This is a genomic window from Hwanghaeella sp. (assembly GCF_965227365.1).
Taxonomy (GTDB): domain Bacteria; phylum Pseudomonadota; class Alphaproteobacteria; order UBA8366; family Aestuariispiraceae; genus Hwanghaeella.
Map to the genome: position 1 here is coordinate 2141341 of NZ_OZ245754.1, position 21227 is coordinate 2162567.

General features: G+C 58.7%; 19 protein-coding genes. 16 read left to right on the forward strand and 3 right to left on the reverse strand.

Annotated features, from left to right (window positions below; translation table 11 throughout):
• The first annotated feature begins 78 nt into the window (after nucleotides 1-78).
• The 10 genes from ACQK2G_RS09800 (at nucleotide 79) to ACQK2G_RS09845 (ending at nucleotide 10444) form a co-directional block, all read left to right on the forward strand.
• The gene (locus tag ACQK2G_RS09800) at nucleotides 79-1530 is read left to right on the forward strand and encodes a sensor histidine kinase (RefSeq protein WP_425404844.1); all 1452 of its coding nucleotides are present in this window, start codon (nucleotides 79-81) and stop codon (nucleotides 1528-1530) included.
• Nucleotides 1531-1560: 30 nt separating this feature from the next.
• The gene (locus tag ACQK2G_RS09805; protein WP_425404845.1) at nucleotides 1561-1977 is read left to right on the forward strand and encodes an FtsB family cell division protein; all 417 of its coding nucleotides are present in this window, start codon (nucleotides 1561-1563) and stop codon (nucleotides 1975-1977) included.
• A gap of 287 nt (nucleotides 1978-2264) precedes the next feature.
• Nucleotides 2265-3308 carry a pyruvate dehydrogenase (acetyl-transferring) E1 component subunit alpha gene (gene pdhA, locus ACQK2G_RS09810; protein ID WP_425404846.1) on the forward strand — a complete coding sequence of 348 codons (1044 nt, stop codon included), beginning with the start codon at nucleotides 2265-2267 and terminating at the stop codon, nucleotides 3306-3308.
• A 69-nt stretch (nucleotides 3309-3377) separates the two neighbouring features.
• Nucleotides 3378-4751, forward strand: coding sequence for a pyruvate dehydrogenase complex E1 component subunit beta (locus ACQK2G_RS09815; RefSeq protein WP_425404847.1), 1374 nt, complete (start codon nucleotides 3378-3380; stop codon nucleotides 4749-4751).
• 55 nt (nucleotides 4752-4806) lie between these two features.
• A complete protein-coding gene (locus tag ACQK2G_RS09820) occupies nucleotides 4807-6141 on the forward strand; it encodes a pyruvate dehydrogenase complex dihydrolipoamide acetyltransferase (RefSeq protein WP_425404848.1) in 1335 nt (444 codons plus the stop codon).
• Nucleotides 6142-6185: 44 nt separating this feature from the next.
• Nucleotides 6186-7598: a dihydrolipoyl dehydrogenase gene (gene lpdA, locus ACQK2G_RS09825; RefSeq protein WP_425404849.1), complete on the forward strand. Its 1413-nt coding sequence runs from the start codon at nucleotides 6186-6188 to the stop codon at nucleotides 7596-7598.
• 163 nt (nucleotides 7599-7761) lie between these two features.
• Nucleotides 7762-8007: a hypothetical protein gene (locus tag ACQK2G_RS09830; RefSeq protein WP_425404850.1), complete on the forward strand. Its 246-nt coding sequence runs from the start codon at nucleotides 7762-7764 to the stop codon at nucleotides 8005-8007.
• 49 nt (nucleotides 8008-8056) lie between these two features.
• A complete protein-coding gene (lipA, locus tag ACQK2G_RS09835; RefSeq protein ID WP_425404851.1) occupies nucleotides 8057-9007 on the forward strand; it encodes a lipoyl synthase in 951 nt (316 codons plus the stop codon).
• Nucleotides 9008-9060: 53 nt separating this feature from the next.
• Nucleotides 9061-9516 carry a type II toxin-antitoxin system RatA family toxin gene (locus ACQK2G_RS09840; protein WP_425404852.1) on the forward strand — a complete coding sequence of 152 codons (456 nt, stop codon included), beginning with the start codon at nucleotides 9061-9063 and terminating at the stop codon, nucleotides 9514-9516.
• A gap of 211 nt (nucleotides 9517-9727) precedes the next feature.
• Nucleotides 9728-10444: a helix-turn-helix domain-containing protein gene (locus ACQK2G_RS09845; RefSeq protein ID WP_425404853.1), complete on the forward strand. Its 717-nt coding sequence runs from the start codon at nucleotides 9728-9730 to the stop codon at nucleotides 10442-10444.
• 9 nt (nucleotides 10445-10453) lie between these two features.
• On the opposite strand, the gene ACQK2G_RS09850 is transcribed toward ACQK2G_RS09845, so the two are convergent.
• From ACQK2G_RS09850 to ACQK2G_RS09860, 3 genes are read right to left on the reverse strand one after another with little or no spacing between them, the layout of a single operon-like run.
• Nucleotides 10454-10945, reverse strand: a complete 492-nt coding sequence (locus tag ACQK2G_RS09850) for a CinA family protein (protein ID WP_425404854.1) — start codon at nucleotides 10943-10945, stop codon at nucleotides 10454-10456.
• Nucleotides 10946-10966: 21 nt separating this feature from the next.
• Complete coding sequence (locus tag ACQK2G_RS09855; protein WP_425404855.1) at nucleotides 10967-11449, reverse strand: phosphatidylglycerophosphatase A family protein; 483 nt, start codon at nucleotides 11447-11449, stop codon at nucleotides 10967-10969.
• A 16-nt stretch (nucleotides 11450-11465) separates the two neighbouring features.
• On the reverse strand, nucleotides 11466-12656 hold the full coding sequence (locus ACQK2G_RS09860; protein ID WP_425404856.1) for a bifunctional 2-C-methyl-D-erythritol 4-phosphate cytidylyltransferase/2-C-methyl-D-erythritol 2,4-cyclodiphosphate synthase: 1191 nt from the start codon (nucleotides 12654-12656) through the stop codon (nucleotides 11466-11468).
• Nucleotides 12657-12841: 185 nt separating this feature from the next.
• On the opposite strand from ACQK2G_RS09860, the gene ACQK2G_RS09865 reads away from it, so the two are divergent.
• The 6 genes from ACQK2G_RS09865 (at nucleotide 12842) to ACQK2G_RS09890 (ending at nucleotide 21196) form a co-directional block, all read left to right on the forward strand.
• A complete protein-coding gene (locus ACQK2G_RS09865; protein ID WP_425404857.1) occupies nucleotides 12842-13576 on the forward strand; it encodes a cytochrome C assembly family protein in 735 nt (244 codons plus the stop codon).
• Nucleotides 13577-13735: 159 nt separating this feature from the next.
• Entirely contained in the window at nucleotides 13736-14731 is a 996-nt protein-coding gene (gene dusB, locus ACQK2G_RS09870) for a tRNA dihydrouridine synthase DusB (protein WP_425407636.1), read from the forward strand.
• Nucleotides 14728-15846: a two-component system sensor histidine kinase NtrB gene (locus ACQK2G_RS09875; protein ID WP_425404858.1), complete on the forward strand. Its 1119-nt coding sequence runs from the start codon at nucleotides 14728-14730 to the stop codon at nucleotides 15844-15846. Before dusB ends, ACQK2G_RS09875 begins: the two co-directional genes overlap by 4 nt.
• A 6-nt stretch (nucleotides 15847-15852) precedes the next feature.
• The gene (gene ntrC, locus ACQK2G_RS09880; RefSeq protein WP_425404859.1) at nucleotides 15853-17307 is read left to right on the forward strand and encodes a nitrogen regulation protein NR(I); all 1455 of its coding nucleotides are present in this window, start codon (nucleotides 15853-15855) and stop codon (nucleotides 17305-17307) included.
• Between the two features lie 81 nt (nucleotides 17308-17388).
• On the forward strand, nucleotides 17389-19803 hold the full coding sequence (locus tag ACQK2G_RS09885; RefSeq protein WP_425404860.1) for an ATP-binding protein: 2415 nt from the start codon (nucleotides 17389-17391) through the stop codon (nucleotides 19801-19803).
• A 4-nt stretch (nucleotides 19804-19807) separates the two neighbouring features.
• Nucleotides 19808-21196: a sigma-54-dependent transcriptional regulator gene (locus ACQK2G_RS09890; RefSeq protein ID WP_425404861.1), complete on the forward strand. Its 1389-nt coding sequence runs from the start codon at nucleotides 19808-19810 to the stop codon at nucleotides 21194-21196.
• The last annotated feature ends 31 nt before the right edge of the window (nucleotides 21197-21227 follow it).

Here is a 21227-nt window from a genome sequence, read left to right on the forward strand (position 1 = left end):
CCGGATAAATACGGGTGGGGGGCTTTCCGTGATTACCAGTGGCAGTACGCCGCCGCCGATGCTTGGCGGACCGGCGTCATGAAGGACGCAGCGCACTCGTCGAGATCCGCATTGTCGTCCGGGCCGGTCCGCTTGGCCTTGGGCGTCCTGCTGGTGGTGTTTGTCACGATGCTGGCAGGTGGCTTGTATGCGACGCAGCGGCATGACGAGCTTCTGAGCAATCAGACGGCAGTTCAGTGGCATGCGGTTCAGGCAAACAATGAAGCGCAGCGCCTGTCGATCTATGCGGAACGCTATTTTGCAGGCGACGATGCCGTCGACCTCGACGCCTTGAAAATCCGCCATGCCGGATTGATGACCCAGTTGCGGGAGTTGCGCGAAGGTCCGGCCGCGCAGGACCTGCTCGGTTTCGATGGCCTGGAAGAACGGATACAGGCCTTGGAGGCGGAACTCACGGGCCTCGGTAGGGTCCTCGCCAATCTGAAACGGGACGACGCAAAGTCCCTCAAGATCGTCAGAACTTGCCTGGAAAATGCGGTGCTGGCCTTGTCGGATGCGGTGACGGTCGCGGTGCAAAGACTCTCTGGACCGCAAACCGTTTCCTATTGGGGTAATCTCCTGAACCTTCTCTATGTTTCCATCGGGATTGCGGCGTGCGGCCTTGTCTTTCTAGCCGGCGTGGTGGTCGCCGAGAATACGAAAAGCCGGCGTCTGGCCGAACAGTACAAGGCGGCGATGGCCGAAGCCGATGCCGCGAACCGCGCAAAGTCACGATTGCTTGCGAATGTCAGCCATGAACTTCGCACGCCCCTCAACGCCATTATCGGATTTTCCGACGTTTTGAAGGATCAATTATTCGGTGCCTTGGGAAACGAGCGGTACCGGGAATATTCCGGCTATATCCGCGATAGCGGTACGCATTTGCTGATGCTCGTTGATGACCTTCTGGATTTTGCCAAGCATGACGCGGGCGGTTCGCCGATGAAATTCGAAACCGTTCCCCTTGTTGAGGTCTTGCACGAAGCGCTGCGCATGACGACGCCTGAAGCGGACAAGCATACTGTCGCATTGGATTTGGACTCGTCTTTTTATCCGAACGTTCTCGCGGATGTGCGCGCCGTGCGTCAGATCGCGACGAACCTGATCGTGAATGCGATCCGGCACTCGCCGGCGGGCGGCAAAGTCGAGGTAACGTTTGCGAGCGAAACCGAAGGGGATGGTCACCGTCTCGGGCAAGACGACCGGGTTGTGATTGCCGTTCTCGATCGCGGGACCGGAATCCCCGAAGGGGAGGAGGAGAGACTGTTACGCCCGTTCGAGCGGATCGAGGTCGACAGTTTTGTATCCAGCAAGGACGATGGGGCAGGTCTTGGATTGGCGTTGGCGCACAAACTGGCGGAGAAGCACGGCGGTGGCGTGACGCTGGCCGCCCGGGAAGGGGGCGGAACCGTCGCTTCCTTCAGCCTGCCCCTGGTGCATGACAGGACCCGCCGCGACAGGAAGGGCAATGTCCTTGATTTCAGGCGCTGATCCGGTGCTCGAGCCCCGGTTTCGGCCTGGATGGGCACATATTGCCCAATTGTGGCGTACGGCATTAACTGCCTGAAAATATTGCCTGTTGACCCTGGAATCCCACTGTGTTTGTTTGCCAGTATGGCAGTGATCCAAGAATTGCGCAGACGGTCCAAACAGGTCGTGTTCCCGGTGATCGGGGCATGCGTGCTTGGCTATTTCACTTATCACACCGTTCAGGGTGATCGGGGATTGCTTGCCTTCGGACGTCTCAATCAGGAAGTGAGCCGGGCGAAAACGACCCTCGATTCTTTGCGTCAGGAGAGGGAGCGTTTGGAGCGCAGAACGGACCTTTTACGCAACGATAGTCTTGACCTCGACATGCTTGAGGAGCGCGCCAGGCAGACCTTCAATCTGGTGCATCCGGATGATTTGGTCGTGTTTTTGCCATCCGAGAAGGATTAAGTCACCGATCGGTGATGACCGCCTTATTTCCATTATTATTTCATTAAAACAAAACGTTAACACCGCTTGGCCTGGAGTGGACTATGATGAGTCCGACCGGGTGCTGCCATCCCTTTCTTGAAATCGATACGGCAAAGCGGTACTCATTTACTTCTAATGAACGGTGGCCTTAGCGGGCCGTACGTTCTTCGGCGTTAAAACGACGTCACCGGATGTTCTGTCTTCCGTCAGCGGATCCGGGCGAAGGGAAACAGGGCTGCCGGCATACGGCATCAGAGAGGAACGTCATGGCGAAGAGTCCGACGGGCGCGAAGACGGCCAAGAAGGCGGCGGCGAAGAAATCCGCCGCAGGCAAGAAGCCGAACATCGATATCGACCAGTTGAAAGAAGACTATCGGATGATGTTGCTCATCCGTCGATTCGAGGAGAAGGCCGGCCAGCTTTACGGCATGGGCCTGATCGGCGGTTTCTGCCACTTGTATATCGGGCAGGAAGCAGTCGTCACTGGGATCCAGGGCGTGGCGAAGGATGATGACGGCGTCATTACCAGTTATCGCGATCACGGGCATATGCTCGCCGCCGGCATGGACGCGCGCGGCGTCATGGCAGAATTGACCGGACGCATTGGGGGCTATTCCAAAGGGAAGGGCGGCTCGATGCATATGTTTTCCAAGGAAAAGAACTTCTTCGGCGGGCATGGCATCGTCGGTGCGCAGGTGCCGATTGGGACCGGTCTCGCCTTTGCCTACAAATATCGTGGCGAGGACCGGGTCAGCCTGACCTATGTCGGTGACGGCGCGATGAACCAGGGGCAGGTCTACGAGGCGTTCAACATGGCCTCTCTTTGGAAACTGCCGGTCATCTACGTGATCGAGAATAACCAATATGCCATGGGCACCTCGGCGGAACGTCATTCCGCCAGTGGTCGGAAGCTGGCGGACCGCGGCATGGCGCATGGCATTCCGGGGCGCGAGGTCGACGGCATGGACGTCCTGAAGGTTCGCGAGGCCGCCGAAGAGGCGATCGAACACTGCCGCGCCGGAAAAGGCCCCTACATCCTGGAGATGAAGACCTATCGCTATCGCGGCCATTCGATGTCGGATCCTGCAAAATACCGCAGTAAGGACGAGGTCAACGAGATGCGTCAGCATCACGACCCGATCGATCACGTGCGCAATATGCTGCTCGACGGCGGCTATGCCACAGAGGAGGATCTCAAGGCGGTCGACAAGGAGATCAAGGCGATCGTCGCGGATAGTGCCGATTTCGCACAGGAAAGTCCGGAGCCGGATCCGTCCGAAATGTGGACCGACATCCTGGTCGAAGCCTAACGCCCCGCCGCCCGGTACAAACACACGGGCCGGCGATTGAAGAACGATATCGGGGTAGGGAGAATTCACATGCCCATTCAGGTCCTCATGCCGGCGCTGTCGCCGACCATGACCGAAGGCAATCTCGCGAAATGGCTCGTCAAGGAAGGGGACACGGTTTCCTCCGGCGACGTCATCGCGGAAATCGAGACGGACAAGGCGACCATGGAGGTCGAAGCCGTCGATGAAGGTACGATCGGCAAACTGCTTGTCGATGAAGGCAGTGAAGGGGTCGCGGTGAATACGCCGATCGCCATTCTGCTGGAAGAAGGTGAAGACGCGTCGGACATGGATGCTGATGCTGCACCGGCACCGGCACCCGCGCCGGCCGCTGAGACGCCCGCGCCCGAGGCCGCAGCGCCTGCAGCCGCCCCGGCACCTGCGGCAAGTGTCGAGGCCGAACCGGAATGGACTGGTCCGACGGTGACGCTGACGGTGCGTGAGGCCTTGCGTGACGCAATGGCGGAAGAGATGCGCAAGGATGACGAAATCTTCGTCATGGGCGAAGAAGTGGCGCAATATCAGGGGGCTTATAAGGTCACCCAGGGATTGTTGGATGAATTCGGCGACCGGCGCGTGGTCGATACGCCGATTACCGAACACGGTTTTGCGGGTCTTGGTGTCGGCGCGGCCTTCATGGGGTTGAAGCCGGTTATCGAGTTCATGACGTTCAACTTCGCCATGCAGGCGATCGATCATATCATCAACTCGGCGGCCAAGACGCTCTATATGTCGGGCGGTCAGATGGGCTGCCCCGTCGTGTTCCGGGGGCCTAACGGTGCGGCATCGCGCGTCGCGGCGCAGCACAGCCAATGCTATGCCAGTTGGTATGCGCATTGCCCTGGTTTGAAGGTCGTCTCTCCCTACAGCGCGGCAGACGCCAAGGGGCTGCTTAAATCCGCGATACGCGACCCGAACCCGGTTGTTTTCCTGGAAAACGAACTGCTCTACGGGCAAAGTTTCGAGGTTCCGGATTCCGACGACTGGACCGTGCCGATCGGCAAGGCGAAGATCGTGCGCTCGGGAACGGATGTTACCATCACGGCATTCTCGATCATGGTCGGCCACGCGCTGAAAGCGGCGGATGCACTGGCCGAAGAAGGAATCAGCGCGGAAGTCATCGACCTTAGAAGTCTGCGTCCGCTGGACACCGAGACGATCGTCAATTCGGTCAAGAAGACCAACCGCCTCGTCAGTTGCGAGGAAGGCTGGCCCTTCGCCGGTATCGGCGCGGAATTGGCGATACAGATGATGGAACAGGCTTTCGACTGGCTTGATGCGCCGGTCACGCGGGTGACGGGCAAGGATATCCCGATGCCTTATGCCGCCAATCTCGAAAAGTTGGCCCTGCCCCAAGTGGAAGACGTCGTTCAGGCGGCCAAGGCCGTTTGTTACCGCGCATAATGGACCGAACCAATAACGCCGCGCCGGAAGCGGTGCGGCAGGGGAGAAGAAGAGCATGCCGATCGACATCCTGATGCCGGCCTTGTCGCCGACGATGACGGAAGGAACTCTGGCCAAATGGCACGTCAAGGAAGGGGACGAGGTCTCCTCCGGCGATGTCATTGCGGAAATCGAGACCGACAAGGCAACGATGGAAGTCGAGGCGGTCGACGAGGGCGTCATCGCAAAGATCCTGATTGAGGAAGGCAGTGAAGGCGTTGCCGTGAATACAGCCATCGCCATTCTGGCGGAGGAAGGCGAAGACCCCGCGGAAGCCGCGAAATCCGGTGGTGGCGGTGCCCCGGCACCTGCCCCGGCCGCGCCCGAACCCTCTAAGGAGCAGGCCTCGCCCGCCGCTGCCGCGTCGCCAGCAGCTTCGACAGCACCGGCGCCAGCCGCTGCACCGGCTTCTTCCGGGTCCCGCGTATTTGCCAGCCCATTGGCGAAACGGATCGCCGCGGATGCGGGGGTCGACCTTGCAGCTGTTTCCGGCACCGGGCCGCATGGCCGTGTGGTCAAGGCGGATGTCGAGGCCGCGATTGCGTCCGGCGGAACGAAACCGGCGGCCGCTCCGGCCGCGGAAACGCCGAAAGCGGCACCGAAAACACCGGCAGCCGGTGCGCCGCCCGTGCTTTCCGCCGACGACCCGATCTTTCAGATGTTACCGCCGCACGAGGCCGTGCCGAACACGAACATGCGCAAGACCATTGCGAAAAGGCTCACGGAATCGGCGCGCGACGTGCCGCATTTCAATGTCCTTGCGGATGTCGAAATCGATTCTCTTCTGGCACTGCGCAAGCAATTGAACGACCGGGAAGGCGCTGACTACAAGATTTCCGTCAATGACATGGTCATCAAGGCGACGGCCTTGGCGCTGACACGGGTGCCGGATTGCAATGTCGCCTATACCGATACGGCGGTTCTGAAATTTGCCCAGGTCGATATGGCCATGGCGGTCGCCATTGATGGCGGCCTGATTACGCCGATCATCAAGGATTGCGCCGCCAAGGGACTTGCCACGATTTCCAAGGAAGCCAAGGAACTTGCCGGCAAGGCGCGCGAAGGCAAGCTGAAGCCGGAGGAGTATCAAGGCGGTACGTTCTCCATCTCCAATCTCGGCATGTTCGGGGTGAAGAGCTTCAATTCCATCATCAACTCGCCGCAGGGAGGGATCCTCTCTGTCGGTGCCGGTGAGCAGCGGGCGGTCGTCAAGGACGGCGCGCTTGCGATTGCAACTGTCATGACTTTGAGCCTGGCGGTCGACCATCGTTGCATCGACGGGGCCGCGGCAGCCGGTTTCATGAAGGAATTGAAGGCGATCCTGCAGGATCCGATCGCTCTGATGCTCTGAGGCCCGTGCGGGCGCAATAACATTCCCGAACGGGGAGGGACATAATGGACAAGCAATCCTTCGATGTCGTGATCATCGGTGCCGGCCCGGGCGGGTACGTGACGGCGATCAGGGCCGCTCAATTGGGTCTGAAAACCGCTGTCGTGGAAGCGAACCATCTCGGTGGGATCTGTCTGAATTGGGGCTGTATTCCGACCAAGGCGCTGCTTCGTAGCGCGGAGATTTATCATTATATGACCCACGCCGACGCCTATGGTCTGTCGGCGGGCAAACCCGGTTATGATCTGGAAAAGATCGTCGCGCGCAGTCGCGGCGTCGCCAAGCAGTTGAATGGCGGCGTCGGTCACCTGTTGAAGAAGAACAAGGTTCCGGTCTTCGACGGGTGGGGGAAACTGGCCGGCGGGACCCCTGGGGCCCGCAAGGTCACCGTTGAGAAGGATGGAGAGGCTTTCGCGGAACTGACCGCCAAGCATGTGATCCTGGCAACCGGGGCCCGGGCCCGACAACTACCGGGTCTGGAAGTGGATGGTGATACCGTTTGGTCCTATCGCGAGGCGATGGTGCCGAAGGCGATGCCGAAATCCCTCATTGTCGTCGGATCGGGCGCGATCGGGATAGAATTCGCCAGCTTCTATCGTACCTTCGGCGCCGAGGTGACCGTGGTCGAGGTGCTGGACAGGGTGCTGCCGGTGGAGGACGCGGAAATCTCCAAAATGGCGGAAAAGGCCTTCAAGAAGCAGGGCATGAACATCATCACCGGCGCGACCGTGAAGGGCCTTAAGAAAGGCGCGAACTCGGTCACCGCCAGTGTTGAAAAGGGCGGCAAAGTCACGGAGATCACCGCCGAGAAACTGATCAGTGCCGTCGGTATTGTCGGCAATGTCGAGAATATCGGCCTGGAAGGCACAAAGATCAAAGTCGACCGGACGCATGTCGAAATCAATGAATGGTGCGAAACGGGCGAACCTGGAATCTACGCCATCGGTGACCTGGCCGGTCCGCCATGGCTTGCCCACAAGGCCGAACATGAAGGCGTTATCTGCGTTGAAAAGATTGCCGGTGTGAAGGATGTCCATCCATTGGACACCGGTCGCATACCGGGTTGTACCTATTGTCACCCGCAGGTCGCGTCCGTCGGTATGACCGAGCAGGCGGCAAAAGACAAAGGCCATGACGTCAAGGTCGGTCGCTTCAACTTCATTGGGAACGGGAAGGCGATTGCCCTCGGTGAGCCGGAGGGTTTGATCAAGACGGTCTTCGACTCCAAGACGGGTGAATTGCTGGGCGCGCATATGATTGGCGCGGAAGTGACAGAACTGATCCAGGGGTATTCCGTCGGCATGACGCTGGAAACCACGGAAGCGGAACTGATGCACACTGTATTCCCGCACCCGACACTGAGCGAAATGCTGCATGAATCCGTTCTGGATGCCTTTGGACGTGTAATCCATATGTAGGACTGCACGGCATTGTGGCTTTGCGGTGACAATCGCCTGATTCCTACAGGAAACCGGGCCATTTTCACTTTTCCGAAAGGTTTCTTCCCATTACTTGTAGGAAATCGGGGCGGCACAGCCGGAATTGTGGCGCTCGCATCCAAAGAAGCCGTGGATATTAACAATGGAAGGTAACCTGCAACCCGCCATGTCGACTGATCACCCAAATATCATCAGCATCGAACGTGAGCTATCTTGGTCTCCGGCGGGTTGGGAGCATATTGTCGTTATCGTTACCGATATTCCGCTAGATCCTTCCAACCAGGGCCATGACGCCCAGAAACTGCATTCCGTCGCCGACCATGTCGGCCGGACGATGAAGCGGAACGGGCACGGATTCTCCCGCCTGGTGATCAGAAATCAGGCTTGATAACGGCGGATTTTGGCGGAACCAAACCGCAAGGAAAGCAGCCGCAGCGATGGAAAACAGCTTGGAACCCAAATTTCGCCATCCGGAGAAGCGTAACCGGCCCGATAACCCTATTCAGCGGAAACCCGCCTGGATCCGCGTGAAGGCGCCCACCAGCAAGGATTACCGCGAAACACGGGAAATCGTGCGGGAAAAGAAGCTGCACACCGTTTGTGAAGAGGCCGCTTGTCCGAATATCGGGGAATGCTGGTCCAAGAAACACGCGACCATGATGATCATGGGCGAAATCTGCACCAGGGCGTGCGCATTTTGCAACGTAACCACGGGCAAACCGAATGCGCTGAACCCGATGGAGCCTTTCAATGTCGCGGCCGCGGTAGCGGAATTGGGTCTGGAGCACGTGGTCATCACTTCGGTCGACCGCGATGACTTGGAAGATGGCGGGGCGGATCATTTCGCACAGGTGATTACAGCGATCCACGAAAAGACGCCAAGCACCACAGTTGAAATTCTGACGCCCGATTTCAAAGGAAAGACAGGTGTCCTGAACACGGTCGTCGCGGCTAAACCGGACGTCTTCAATCATAACCTGGAGACCGTACCCCGCCTTTATCCGACCATACGCCCCGGTGCGCGCTATTTCACCTCGCTTTCCCTGTTGCAACGGGTCAAGGAACTGGACCCGGCTATGTTCACCAAATCCGGCATCATGGTCGGTCTCGGTGAAACTCGGGAAGAAGTCGGCCAGGTCATGGATGATCTACGCGCCGCGGATGTTGATTTCTTGACCATCGGCCAATATCTGCAGCCGACACCCAAGCATGCGGCAATTGATCGGTTTGTAACGCCGGAAGAATTTGAAGGTTATGCAAAGATGGCTCGTGGGAAAGGTTTCCTGCTGGTCTCCAGTTCTCCGCTCACGCGCTCGTCCTATCATGCCGGGGATGACTTCCGGCAGTTGCGCGCTGCTCGGCAAGCCAAATTGGCGGCGGCTGAATAGGCGGTATGAATTCCGCTGTCCATGCCGGCGACTCGTCATAGTAACGGTTAGTCATGCCCCGCCACGCTGAACGTCGTCCTCTGCCTCACACCCCTGAGCAATTGTTTGATCTTGTCGCGGATGTGGACAGGTATCCCGAATTTCTGCCCTGGTGCACGGGGGTGAGGGTACGCCAACGATCCGAAACCTTGCTCGTGGCAGATTTGGTGATTGGTTTTAAAGGGATAACGGAGCGGTTTACCAGTCGAGTCCATCTGGATAGACCCAATCATCGTATTCAAGTCGAATATGAAAAGGGACCATTCAAGTATCTTCATAATCAGTGGAAGTTTGAACCTTCCGATCAAGGCGCTGTAGTCGATTTTTATGTGGAGTTTGAGTTCCGGTCCAAAATCCTGGAAAAATTGATAGGGATGGTTTTTACGGAAGCCGTTCGAAAGATGGTTGTGGCCTTTGAACATCGGGCAGATGCGTTATACCCGAATACCAAAGAAATCGGGATGCAATAAAACTGCATTTGCAGTTTGATCTGCTCCCCGCGTGACCGACCAAAATCCCACATCAACATATTGTGCACCCCGGAAACTCGGGACACTAGGCTTCTATTTCGATTTCAAAACAAAAACAATCCGGACCTAAAACACTAGGTGTCATGCCTAGAATTTGCTACATAGGCCCCAATCTTGGCTCTTTACACTGGGCCATACACTTGGATCGATCATGATCAGCGCTGCCCAGATCCGCGCCGGCAGGGCGCTTCTCAACGTCAAGCAAAGTGAGTTGGCGAAAGCATCCGGAGTCTCGCTCGCAACATTGAACAATATCGAACGCGGTGTCGGTGATCCCCGCAGCAGCACGCTGCAAGCCATTGAACGTGCATTAAAAACTGCTGGTGTCGAAGTTGAGGAAGACGGGATCCATGAAACCGTATCCCTGATCAAATACGCACGACCGAACGCATTGGACACGTATTTCGGAAGTCAGCGTGTTTTGGAGTGTTTATCGCAGAAATCTCTGATGAAAGTTGAACAAATGACGGCCTATGTCCGCTCCGGCGGCGCGGTGGAGAATGTTCAACAGAATGCGCGGGTCTGCTTCCTTGTCAGTGGCAGCGGGCGATCGTTGTTGTTTGATCAGGTCGAGTTCACCACGGCGACGAGTCCACGATTGGCTGAAGTTGCTGGGATTCTATTGGCGGCGACAATCCGTTTACCCGATCGTCTTTTTTACATCGACAGGACAACCGAAGACACGACTGCGCTGAGTTTGGACGAAGCCATTCAGTTGCTGCACGCTTATCCCGTCCGGCCTTTCGACAATCCCCGGCCGTTCTTCTCATTGTTCAATGATTGGGACGCCCATTTGAAACGATACGCGGAAAGGGAGGGGCATCCCTTCAGGGACTTGATGGCGCTCTACGATGCGGCTCCTGCCTGACTTTTTGGACTAGTCGCCGAGGGCCGCCTTTGTGGCGAGCGTTAAGGCTTCGATGACTGCTTGGCGACGCACGCCGTTTCGGTCGCCGCTGAATAGATATTCGTGGGCCGAAGGCTCGCCCCCCCGATTGCAGATCCCGATATAAACGAGGCCGGCTGGCTTTCGTTCCGACTGGCCCGGGCCTGCGACGCCGGTGACGGCCACCGCGATATCCGCACGGGAGTGGGTTATCGCACCGGAGGCCATTTCACAGGCGACCGCGTTGCTTACCGCGCCGACGTCTGGAAACAAGGCGGGGGAAACGCCGAGCATTTCCATTTTTGCTTCATTTGTATAGGTGACGAAGCCGCGCTCGACGACACTGGATGACCCCGGGATCGATGTCAGGACACCGGTAATAAGGCCGCCGGTGCAGGATTCGGCGGTCACCAACATTTTTCCGTTTTCCTCAAAACGCTTGAGGACGGTTTCCGCCAAGACGGTCAATTCGGGATCAAACATTGCGGCTTCTCCGGCCCGGCCTCAGCCGAGCGCTAGTTTTTTCAAAACCATAATGACAAGTATACCGGCGATACCCGCATAAACACCGGCCAGGACATCATCCAGCATCACCCCGAATCCGCCGCCGACATGACGGTCGATCAGATTGATCGGAAATGGCTTGATGATGTCGAACAGGCGAAACAGCAGAAACGCCGCGATCCAGGCTTTCCAATTCAAGGGTGCGTGCAGGGCCATTATGCCCAATGTCAGCCAAACGCCGACGACCTCGTCGACGACGATCTCACTGGCGTCGTGACCGGCAGTAAGAATGTCGAACCTGTTGGCGCCCCAAACACCCACCGCGAACAGAATGCCGGCGGCCGGGACGAGAAAGCCTGGCGGAACGATCTGCGCGATGATCCAGGCGAAGGGCAGGGCGGCCAATGTGCCCCAGGTTCCCGGCGCCGGCGACAAATACCCCGATCCGAACCAGGTCGCGATCAATACTCCGGGATCGGTCAAGGACGGCCGCATCTCTTTAGACCCGGACCGTCGCTACGGCTTGTGCGGCAATTCCCTCTCCGCGTCCGGTAAAGCCCAATTTTTCCGTTGTTGTCGCCTTGACGCTGACCCGTTCCAGATCGAGCCCGAGTATTCGGGCTATTGCCGCGCGCATGGCAGTCTTGTGCGGGCCGATTTTTGGCCGTTCGCAGATCAGCGTCACATCGATATGCTCAATGCGTCCGCCGTGTTCGGCGACGAGAGCCGCCGCATGATGCAGAAACTTGTCCGACGCGGCGCCTTTCCATTGTGGATCGCTCGGTGGGAAATGGTCGCCGATATCGCCGGCGGTGATCGTGCCGAGAATGGCGTCGGTCAAGGCGTGCAGCCCAACATCCGCATCCGAATGACCTGCCAGGCGCGCGGTGTGCGGGATCTTCACGCCGCAAAGCGTAACGGAATCGCCAGCCTCAAACCGGTGCACATCGAATCCAAAACCGGTGCGCACTGTCCTAGTCTCAAACATATTTCGTTCTGCTTCCACAAAGTCTTCCGCCGTCGTTATCTTTAAATTTCTCGTATCGCCGTCGACGGCAATCACGGCAAGGTCGGCACGTTCGATGACGGCTGCGTCGTCGGTCAGTTCCAGTCCCGCGGCGGCCCTATGCGCCTGAAGGATCGTGTCGAACCGAAATCCTTGCGGGGTCTGAACCCGGCGCAAAGTAGAACGCTCCACCGTTTCGAGTATTGTTCGGCCGTCATCGGCGATTTTTTTGACGGTATCCGTTACCGGGACAACCGGGATGACCGCCGAAGCGCCTTGGGCGAGGGCGGAAACGACCCTCTGGACCACATCCACGGTAACGAAGGGGCGCGCGCCATCATGCACCAGTACAATGTCGGGTGACGTGCCTTCCGCTAATGCCTCAAGGCCGTTAAGGACAGAGGCTTGTCTTGTCGATCCGCCGAAGACGGGGGCATCCACGCCGCTTGTCAGACCTATGATCGTATCGAAGTCCGACAAATCCTCCTTTCCGATGACGGGAATTACCCGGTCGACCTCAGGCATGGAGGCCATTGCTTGAAGCGTCCGCTTCAGCATCGGTATGCCGGCGATGTTACGGTATTGCTTGGGCAGTCCCCCGCCGGCACGCAAACCGCGGCCTGCCGCGACCACGAGGCAGGCGACCGTCGGTTTTGTTTCTGGCGTTGCTGACTCCGATGGCATCGACGGTTTCTTCCCACTTCCGTGTTTCTCTGCGGCAATTTAGTGGGCACCGGAAGCGTCGGTCGTCCGCCTTGCCAATGGTAGAGGGTGCCGAAGGGTGCTATACGCCATGCATGCTCGCAATCCCACCCTTCTGGCTTCATCTTGCAGCGATCGCAAGCCTCTTGCCTGTCGGCGCCGCGTCGATGAAAGGGCGGACAGGCACCCCATTGTATTGGCTGCTGGCCATCGCGTCGGCAGTCTCGATGACCGGTTGGCTGTATATCCGGATGGGGCATGGTTGGGCGATCGATTTCTCCGCCTCCCTCGATGTTATCATCACGGTCACCTTGATCGCGTTTCTGGTGCTGTCGGCCGTTTCGAAAACGATCGCCTCCTTGGGGCCCCTGGTCTTGCTTTATTGCGTGCCGCTCGGTGTCCTGGCCTTGCTTTTCGGATCTGTCGGTTGGAACGAGGTGGAACGCGTTCCCCCGAAGGACTGGTGGTTCTGGCTGCATATCATCATCGCGGTCACCTCCTTTGCCCTGGCTACGCTGGCGGCCATTGCCGGCGTGGCTGTCTGGATCCGCGAATGGATGCTGAAAAAACGGCGGCAATCCGGTTTCGTCTCTTCTCTCCCGCCCATGCTTGAAGCCGAAGCCGTTCAGTTTCGTCTGCTGCAGGGCTGCGCGGTGTTTTTGGCGGCTGTGGTGGCAACCGGCATGGCGACGTCGTTCGAAACCCATGGCACCCTATTGCCTGTCGATCATAAAAGTCTGCTGACGCTGATCGCGTTCTTCCTGGTCCTCTTCCTGCTTGCGGCTCATACATGGTTGGGATGGCGTGGGAGGCGTGCCGTTCAGGTGGTGCTGGCGATCCAACTGCTATTGGCGCTCGGTTATCCAGGGGTCAAGTTCATCACCGATGTTCTGGTCGGTTGATGCTGTGCCCTAGTGCCCACTAGTATTATTCAGGAACAAAGTAGTAGTTGCCAATTGCCCAAAATTTAGGCAATGCTTCGGCGCTGATTGAAGAACAGGCAAAACTGTCGGCGTAGCGAGGTTGGGCGAGTGCCTTTATCCCCGATTGATTTGGGGCCGGTGAAAATCGATGAACCGGTCATACTTGCGCCCATGTCGGGTGTTACGGATCTGCCGTTTCGGCGCTTGGCCCGTCGTTTGGGGGCCGGTCTGGTCGTGTCCGAAATGGTCGCGAGCAACGAGGCCCTTCGCCACACGGAAGCGACTTTCAAACGGCTGATGCGAGCGGAGGAAGGCGAGGTCCAGTCCGTTCAGATCGCCGGTTTCGACCCGCAGGCCATGGCCGATACAGCCCGGTTCGCCGCCGATTTGGGGGCGAATATCATCGATATCAATTTCGGCTGCCCGGCGAAGAAGGTTACGAACCGGTTCTGCGGCTCGGCCCTGATGCGGGACATGCCGCAGGCTGCGCGGATCATGGAGGCGGTCGTTTCGGCCGTCGACCTTCCGGTGACAGCAAAAATGCGGACCGGTTGGAACGAAGAAAACCGGAATGCTCCGGAATTCGCCGCCATGGCCGAGAAAATAGGTATCCGGATGATCACGGTGCATGGCAGGACACGGGCCCAGAAATATACCGGCTCCGCCGATTGGGCCTTTATCCGGCAGGTGAGGGAAGCAGTTTCCATTCCGCTGATCGTCAACGGCGACATCGTTTCTTATGAAGATGCTGTCGCGGCGATGGAAAAATCCGGGGCGAACGGCGTGATGATCGGCCGCGGCGCCTATGGCAGACCTTGGCAACCAGGTCTCGTCGCGCAGACGTTCCGCACCGGCATGCCGGCGCCCGCGCCGTCGCTGGAGCAGCGCGAAGATTTGATCCACGAACACTACGACGCCATGCTCGATCACCACGGTTTGGACCGCGGTCTTCGTATGGCGCGCAAGCATCTGGGCTGGTACGCGTCCGGCATCCGAAACGCGGCGCGTTTCCGCGATGCGATGATGAAGGCGGATGACCCGGCCGCCGTGCATTCCCTTATTACCGAGTTGTTCCGCGCTGCCGAGTTGGCGGCAGAAGCGCCCTCATCACAGACGCAGGACATCGCTGCATGAACACGGTTGTAGAGAAGCTGGCCAAGCTGACGCGTCTCAGTGCGAAAACCGTCTCCGGTGACGCTATACTTTTTGCTCTCCCGGATCCGGTGATTGTCGTCGAACGGTCCGACGACCTGGTTTTCCTCAATGCGGCGGCGGAACAATTCTTCCAAGGCAGCGAGGCAACGCTTCTGGGATCGAATTTGCAGGATCTCTTCCCACACGACTCGCCGATCCTGTCCCTGGTGCAGAAGGTCCGCCGGCAAGCGAGCAGCATGACGGAATACGGGATTCACGTCTTTACGCCGAGGATCGGACAACACCTGCTGAGCGTTGACGCCGCCCCGTTGGCGGACAGCGCCGACGAAATCGTTCTCGTCTTCAAAGAGGACCGGATCGCAAACAAGATCGACGATACGATCACCCAGAAGGGGGCGGCGCGATCGATCAGCGCTCTCTCCTCCATGCTGGGCCATGAAGTGAAGAACCCTCTGTCGGGAATTCGCGGGGCGGCCCAACTCCTGGACACGATTGTCGGTGCCGATGACCGTTCGCTGACGCAGTTGATCATCCGCGAAACCGATCGGATCGTTAAGCTGGTCGACCGCTTCGAAGTATTCAGTGAAGGGCCGATCCTGGATCGGAACAACGTCAATATTCACAAGGTATTGGATGAGGTTCTTGAAGTTGCGAAGGCGGGCTTCGGTAGGGAGGTGAAATTCACCACCGACTATGATCCTTCCCTGCCGCCGGTATTCGGAAACCACGATCAATTGGTCCAGGTTTTCCTGAACCTTGTGAAGAACGCGGTGGAAGCCGTCGAAAGCCGAAGTGACGGTGAAGTCACCATCGTAACAGCCTTTCGTCACGGGGTTCGGCTGGCTATTCCTGGATCGGAAAGCAGAATGTACCTGCCGATGATGGTCAGCGTCCGGGATAACGGGGTGGGCGTACCGGAAGACCTGCGCCCGCATCTTTTTGATCCGTTCATTACCACCAAACGCAACGGCAGCGGGCTCGGTCTGGCCCTGACAGCGAAACTTGTGGGCGATCACGGCGGCATCATCGACGTGGAGAGCAAGCCGCGCCGGACAAGCTTCAACGTGATGCTTCCTTTGGTGCGCGGGGACTGATCGGCGATGACGACACCGGCGACGATATTGGTTGCGGATGACGACAGCGCGATCCGTACGGTTCTGACTCAGGCATTGAGCCGCAAGGGTTATGACGTGCGGACCACGGGCAATACGGCCACCCTGTGGCGATGGGTCAGTGACGGCGATGGGGACCTGGTCATCACGGATGTCGCCATGCCCGACGGCAACGGGTTGGACCTGCTGCCGCAGATACGGAAACGCCGCGACGACCTTCGCGTTATCGTCATGAGCGCGCAGAACACCTTGCTGACGGCTGTGAAAGCCGCGGAGCGCGGTGCGTTCGAATATCTGCCCAAGCCATTCGATCTGCCTGAATTGCTCGAGGTCGTCGACCGAGCCCTGACGGCGGACTTGGTCCGCGCGGAGAAAACAGGCGCGCCGCCGGGGACCGATGAAAAACTGCCTCTGATCGGTCGATCCCAAGCGATGCAGACGGTCTATCGGGCGATTGCCCGGCTGACCGCCACGGATCTGTCGGTCCTGATATCCGGCGAGTCCGGAACGGGAAAGGAACTGGTTGCCCGGGCGCTGCATGAGTTCAGCAAACGCCGCAGCGGTCCCTTTGTCGCGATCAACATGGCGGCCATTCCGCGGGACCTGATCGAAAGCGAGCTGTTCGGTCATGAAAAAGGCGCCTTCACCGGGGCAGCCACCCGTTACGCCGGTCGTTTCGAGCAAGCGCAGGGCGGCACGCTTTTCCTGGATGAAATCGGCGACATGCCGTTGGAAGCGCAGACCAGGCTTTTGCGGGTTCTTCAGGAAGGCGAATACACGACCGTCGGCGGGCGGACGCCGATTCGAACCGATGTGCGGATCATCAGCGCCACGCACCGCGACTTGCGGCATTTGGCGGCTCAAGGCCTGTTTCGTGAAGACCTCTACTACCGGCTGAATGTCGTTCCGATCCGACTTCCGCCCTTGCGGGAACGGCGAGAGGATATTCCAGATCTCGTCGGCCATTTCCTGACCAGCATGGCCAGCGAGGGGTTGGAATCGAAAAGCCTCACACCGGCGGCGATGGCCGTGCTGCAGCGCTATTCCTGGCCCGGCAATGTGCGTGAATTGGAGAACCTCATACGGCGTTTGACCGCACTCTATGCGCAGGACGCCATCGATGCCGCGGATGTCGAGGCTGAGCTTGCCGATGCGCCGGTGGCCGCGGCGCACAACCTCGAGGGCGACAGGGCGGAAAGCCTTTCGGAAACCGTGGAACGCCAATTGCGGCGGTATTTCGACTCCCATGGCGACGCCTTGCCCGCGCAAGGCTTGTATGACCGTGTGCTGCGCGAGGTGGAGCGCCCGTTGATTACCCTGACGCTTGCCGCAACGAACGGCAATCAAGTCAAAGCGGCAGATTTGCTTGGGCTGAACCGGAATACCCTGCGCAAAAAGATACGTGAACTGGATATACCGGTGGTGCGTGGGATAAACTCCTGAGAATGATACCCCGAACAACGCCCCAACCTGCAGCCAGGGGTTGGCTGTTCTCCCTTTCTTCTAGTTAGAGGCAAGCGCTTCGTGTCGACGAGCCAACCCAGCGACTCCCTTGACGCGCCGAAGGCAATGCCGAACGGTCGAGCGGATCGGGCGTCGGATACGGAGAAGGAACGCGCGGCCGGAAGTTGGGGGAAACGGCTGAGCCACGCTTTTCGGTTCCTGGACCATCCAAAGGTTTCCCGTCTTCTCGCCGGTCTTCTGACGGTCCTGTCGCTGGCTGCCGGTCTATCGACCTATTGGGCTTTTTCAGGCCGCGGGGCAAATCTGGCCCAGGACCCCGAGCATCTCGTCGGGCTGATCTACCTCGATCTCGTCTTGTTGCTGTTATTGAGCGTGATCATCGTCCGGCGACTGGTCCGGTTGTGGTCCGAACGGAAACGAGGGGCGGCGGGCGCCCATATGCATGTCCGTCTGGCCGCGATGTTTGGGATTTTCGCGATCGCACCTGCGATCATCGTAGCCGGGTTCTCGCTTCTTTTCTTCAATTTCGGGTTGGAATCCTGGTTTTCGGAACGCGTTCGGACGGCGGTCTCAGAAAGTTCGGCTGTCGCGCAGGCCTATCTGGACGAACATCTGCGCACGATCGAGGCGGACGCGTTGTGGATCGCCTCCGCCCTGAACCGGGATGCCGCCGTTCTCACGGCGAACCAGCAGTTATTGAATCGTTTGCTCAATTTTCAGGTTGGTACGCGCAACCTGTCGGAAGTGCTCGTATTCGAGGAAAACGGTCGCATTCTCGCTCGGGCCGGCCTGACGATTGCGCTTGAATTCGAACCGATCCCGACAAGCGCTTTTGAGGATGCCCGGGACGGAAGTGTCGTCATTCTGCGGAACGAGGCCGATGACAGGGTCCGTGCCCTGGTTCGTCTGGATACCATCATCGATACCTTCCTGATCGTCGGGCGCGCGATCGACCCCACGGTCCTGGCCCATGTCGCGGCGACCCAAGGCGCGACGAAACAATTCGTTCAGTTGGAGAAGGAACGGTCTCGGTTCCAGGTTTCCTTCGCGCTGTCCTTCGTGCTGGTCGCGATGCTTCTGCTGCTCACCGCTGTTTGGGTGGGGCTGAACGTGGCGAACGGATTGTCCGAACCGATCAGCCGTCTGATCGCGGCAACGGAACGTGTGCGGGCAGGGGACTTGAGCGTTCAAGTCTCTCCGTCCTCCAAGAATGACGAGGTCGACGTGTTAGGTCGCGCCTTCAACCGGATGACCGAGCAGTTGCAAAGTCAACGGAACGAATTACTGCAAGCAAACATGCAGGTCGACGAGCGACGCCGTTTTATCGAGACGGTTCTGACCGGTGTGTCCGCGGGCGTGGTTGGTTTGGACCGGCATGGACAGATCGAACTGGCTAACAGGCGCGCCTCCGAACTTCTCGGCGCTGAACTCGACCAGTTTATCGGCCATGACATGGCCGAAATCGTGCCGGATATGACGCAGATCATAGATGAAGTGCTCTCAAATCCCGAGACTGACTTCGTTGAAAAGGAGATCAAAGTCGAAGGGGGCGGCATGACACGCAGCCTGATTGTTCGGTCGGGGCCGCTCACGCAGGGGGACGGCGCGGCCGGATATGTCATGACATTGGACGACATCACGGCCTTGGCGAGTGCTCAGCGCACGGCCGCCTGGGCGGATGTGGCGCGCCGGATCGCTCACGAAATCAAGAATCCGCTGACGCCTATCCAACTGTCTGCCGAGCGCCTGAAACGTAAATATCTCAAAGGGATAACAAACGATCCGCACGTCTTCGAAACCTGTGTCGATACGATCATTCGACAGGTGGGTGACATCGGGCGGATGGTCGATGAGTTTTCCAACTTCGCCCGCATGCCGGCGCCGACGATGCAGGATGTGGATCTATCGGACCTCTGCCGGCAACAGGTCTTCCTGCAACGCAACGCCAATCCCGCAATCGAGTACACGCTGACGATGCCGGAGGACCCGGTTCATATCACGGCGGACGGACGTCAGATCGCACAGGTGCTGACGAATGTTCTGCAGAACGCGAAGGAAGCCATCGACAGCCGTCCTGGCACAGATCTTCCCGGCGGCAGAATCGCCTTAAGTTTGGTTACGACCGTGGCCGCGCAAACAGGGGCCGGGCGAGAGGCGGGACGGGAAGTCCGAATTGAGGTTGTCGACAACGGTAAGGGATTACCGTCGGACGATCGTGATCGGTTGACCGAGCCATATGTCACTTTCCGCGAGAAGGGTACGGGACTTGGGTTGGCTATCGTCAAGAAGATCATGGACGACCATAGGGGCTCACTCACATTGACGGATGCACCGCCTGATTTCGCCGACGGGGCAGGGGCGCAGGTAATACTTGGTTTTCATGGCAGGACATTGACCGATACGGGAATGAAGACAGAAACAAACGCGATCCCGGGACCAGACGCCGGCGCCAGTTCAAGGAAGGGATCCAATTGACGCCATGGCCCATGAGATCCTGATCGTCGATGACGAATCCGACATTCGAGAGCAAATCGCCGGTATCCTGGACGATGAAGGCTACCAGACCAGGACCGCCAGCAGCGGCGAAGCCGCGTTGGAAGCCGTCGCCTCGCGGCTGCCCTCGCTCGTCATATTGGATGTCTGGCTCACCGGCAGCGCCTATGACGGCCTGCAGATTCTGGAACTTCTGAAGCGTGACCATCCGGCGCTGCAAATTGTCATGATCAGCGGTCATGGAACCGTCGACATGGCGGTCAACGCCACAAAGAAGGGGGCGTACGACTTCATTGCCAAGCCCTTTCAAACGGATGTTCTGCTGCACACGATCGAACGCGCGCTGAACGACATCATGCTGAAGCGTGAGAACGAAGCGCTGAAAACGCTGACCGGTGGCGCGGAAGCGGAATTGATCGGTGTTTCCAACGCAATCCAGGACATTCGACGAACGATCGATCGTGTCGCCGGAACCGACAGCAGGGTGATGATCACGGGCCCGGCCGGGGCTGGCAAAAGCGCCGTTGCGCGGTTGATACACAAGCGATCGCAGCGGTCGGACGGACCATTCGTGGTCTTGAACTGCGCGACTCTGGATGAGGAGAATTTCGAAGCGGCGCTGTTCGGTCGTGAACCGAATGGTGAAGCCGCACGCATGGTCGGCCTGCTGGAGCAGGCCCATATGGGCACGCTGCTGCTCGACGAGGTGGCAGATATGCCGCCCGCCGTGCAGGGGAAAATCGTCCGGGTCTTACACAGCCAGCGTTTTCAAAGGCTTGGCGGAAGTCACTGGGTAGACGTCAATGTCCGGGTTCTGGCGACGACGAATCGCGATTTGCAGGAGGCCATGCAGAACGGCCAGTTCCGAGAGGATCTGTACTACCGCCTCAATGTCGTGCCGCTGAGTATCCCGCCCTTGGAAAACCGACGCGATGACATACCGCCATTGGCGGAACATCTGATGTTGCGTTCCGCGCGGGCAAAGGGACGCGCTGCTCAACCGCTGTCGTCCGAGGCGGTGACAGCCCTGCAGGCCCATGACTGGCCCGGCAATGTCTGGGAACTCGCGAATGTCGTCGAACGACTGCTGCTGTCGTCCCAAGGGGCTGAGTTGATCAAGGCCGATGCGGTCGCCAAGGCGATCGGCGAAGACAGTGTCGACGTCTTGCGCTGGGAGCGTGCCCAGGAGGTAATGAACCAGCCCCTGCGCGAAGCGCGGGAGGCGTTCGAGCGGGAATATCTTCTGTTTCATCTCACCCGGTTCGGCGGCAATATCAGCCGCACGGCCGAGTTCGTCGAGATGGATCGGGCCGCCCTGCATCGAAAGCTTAAAGGGCTGGGGGTGCATAACGTGCTCCGGGGCGGGAAAGACTAGGCCGGGTATCTAACGTTAACGTCGCGCTGGC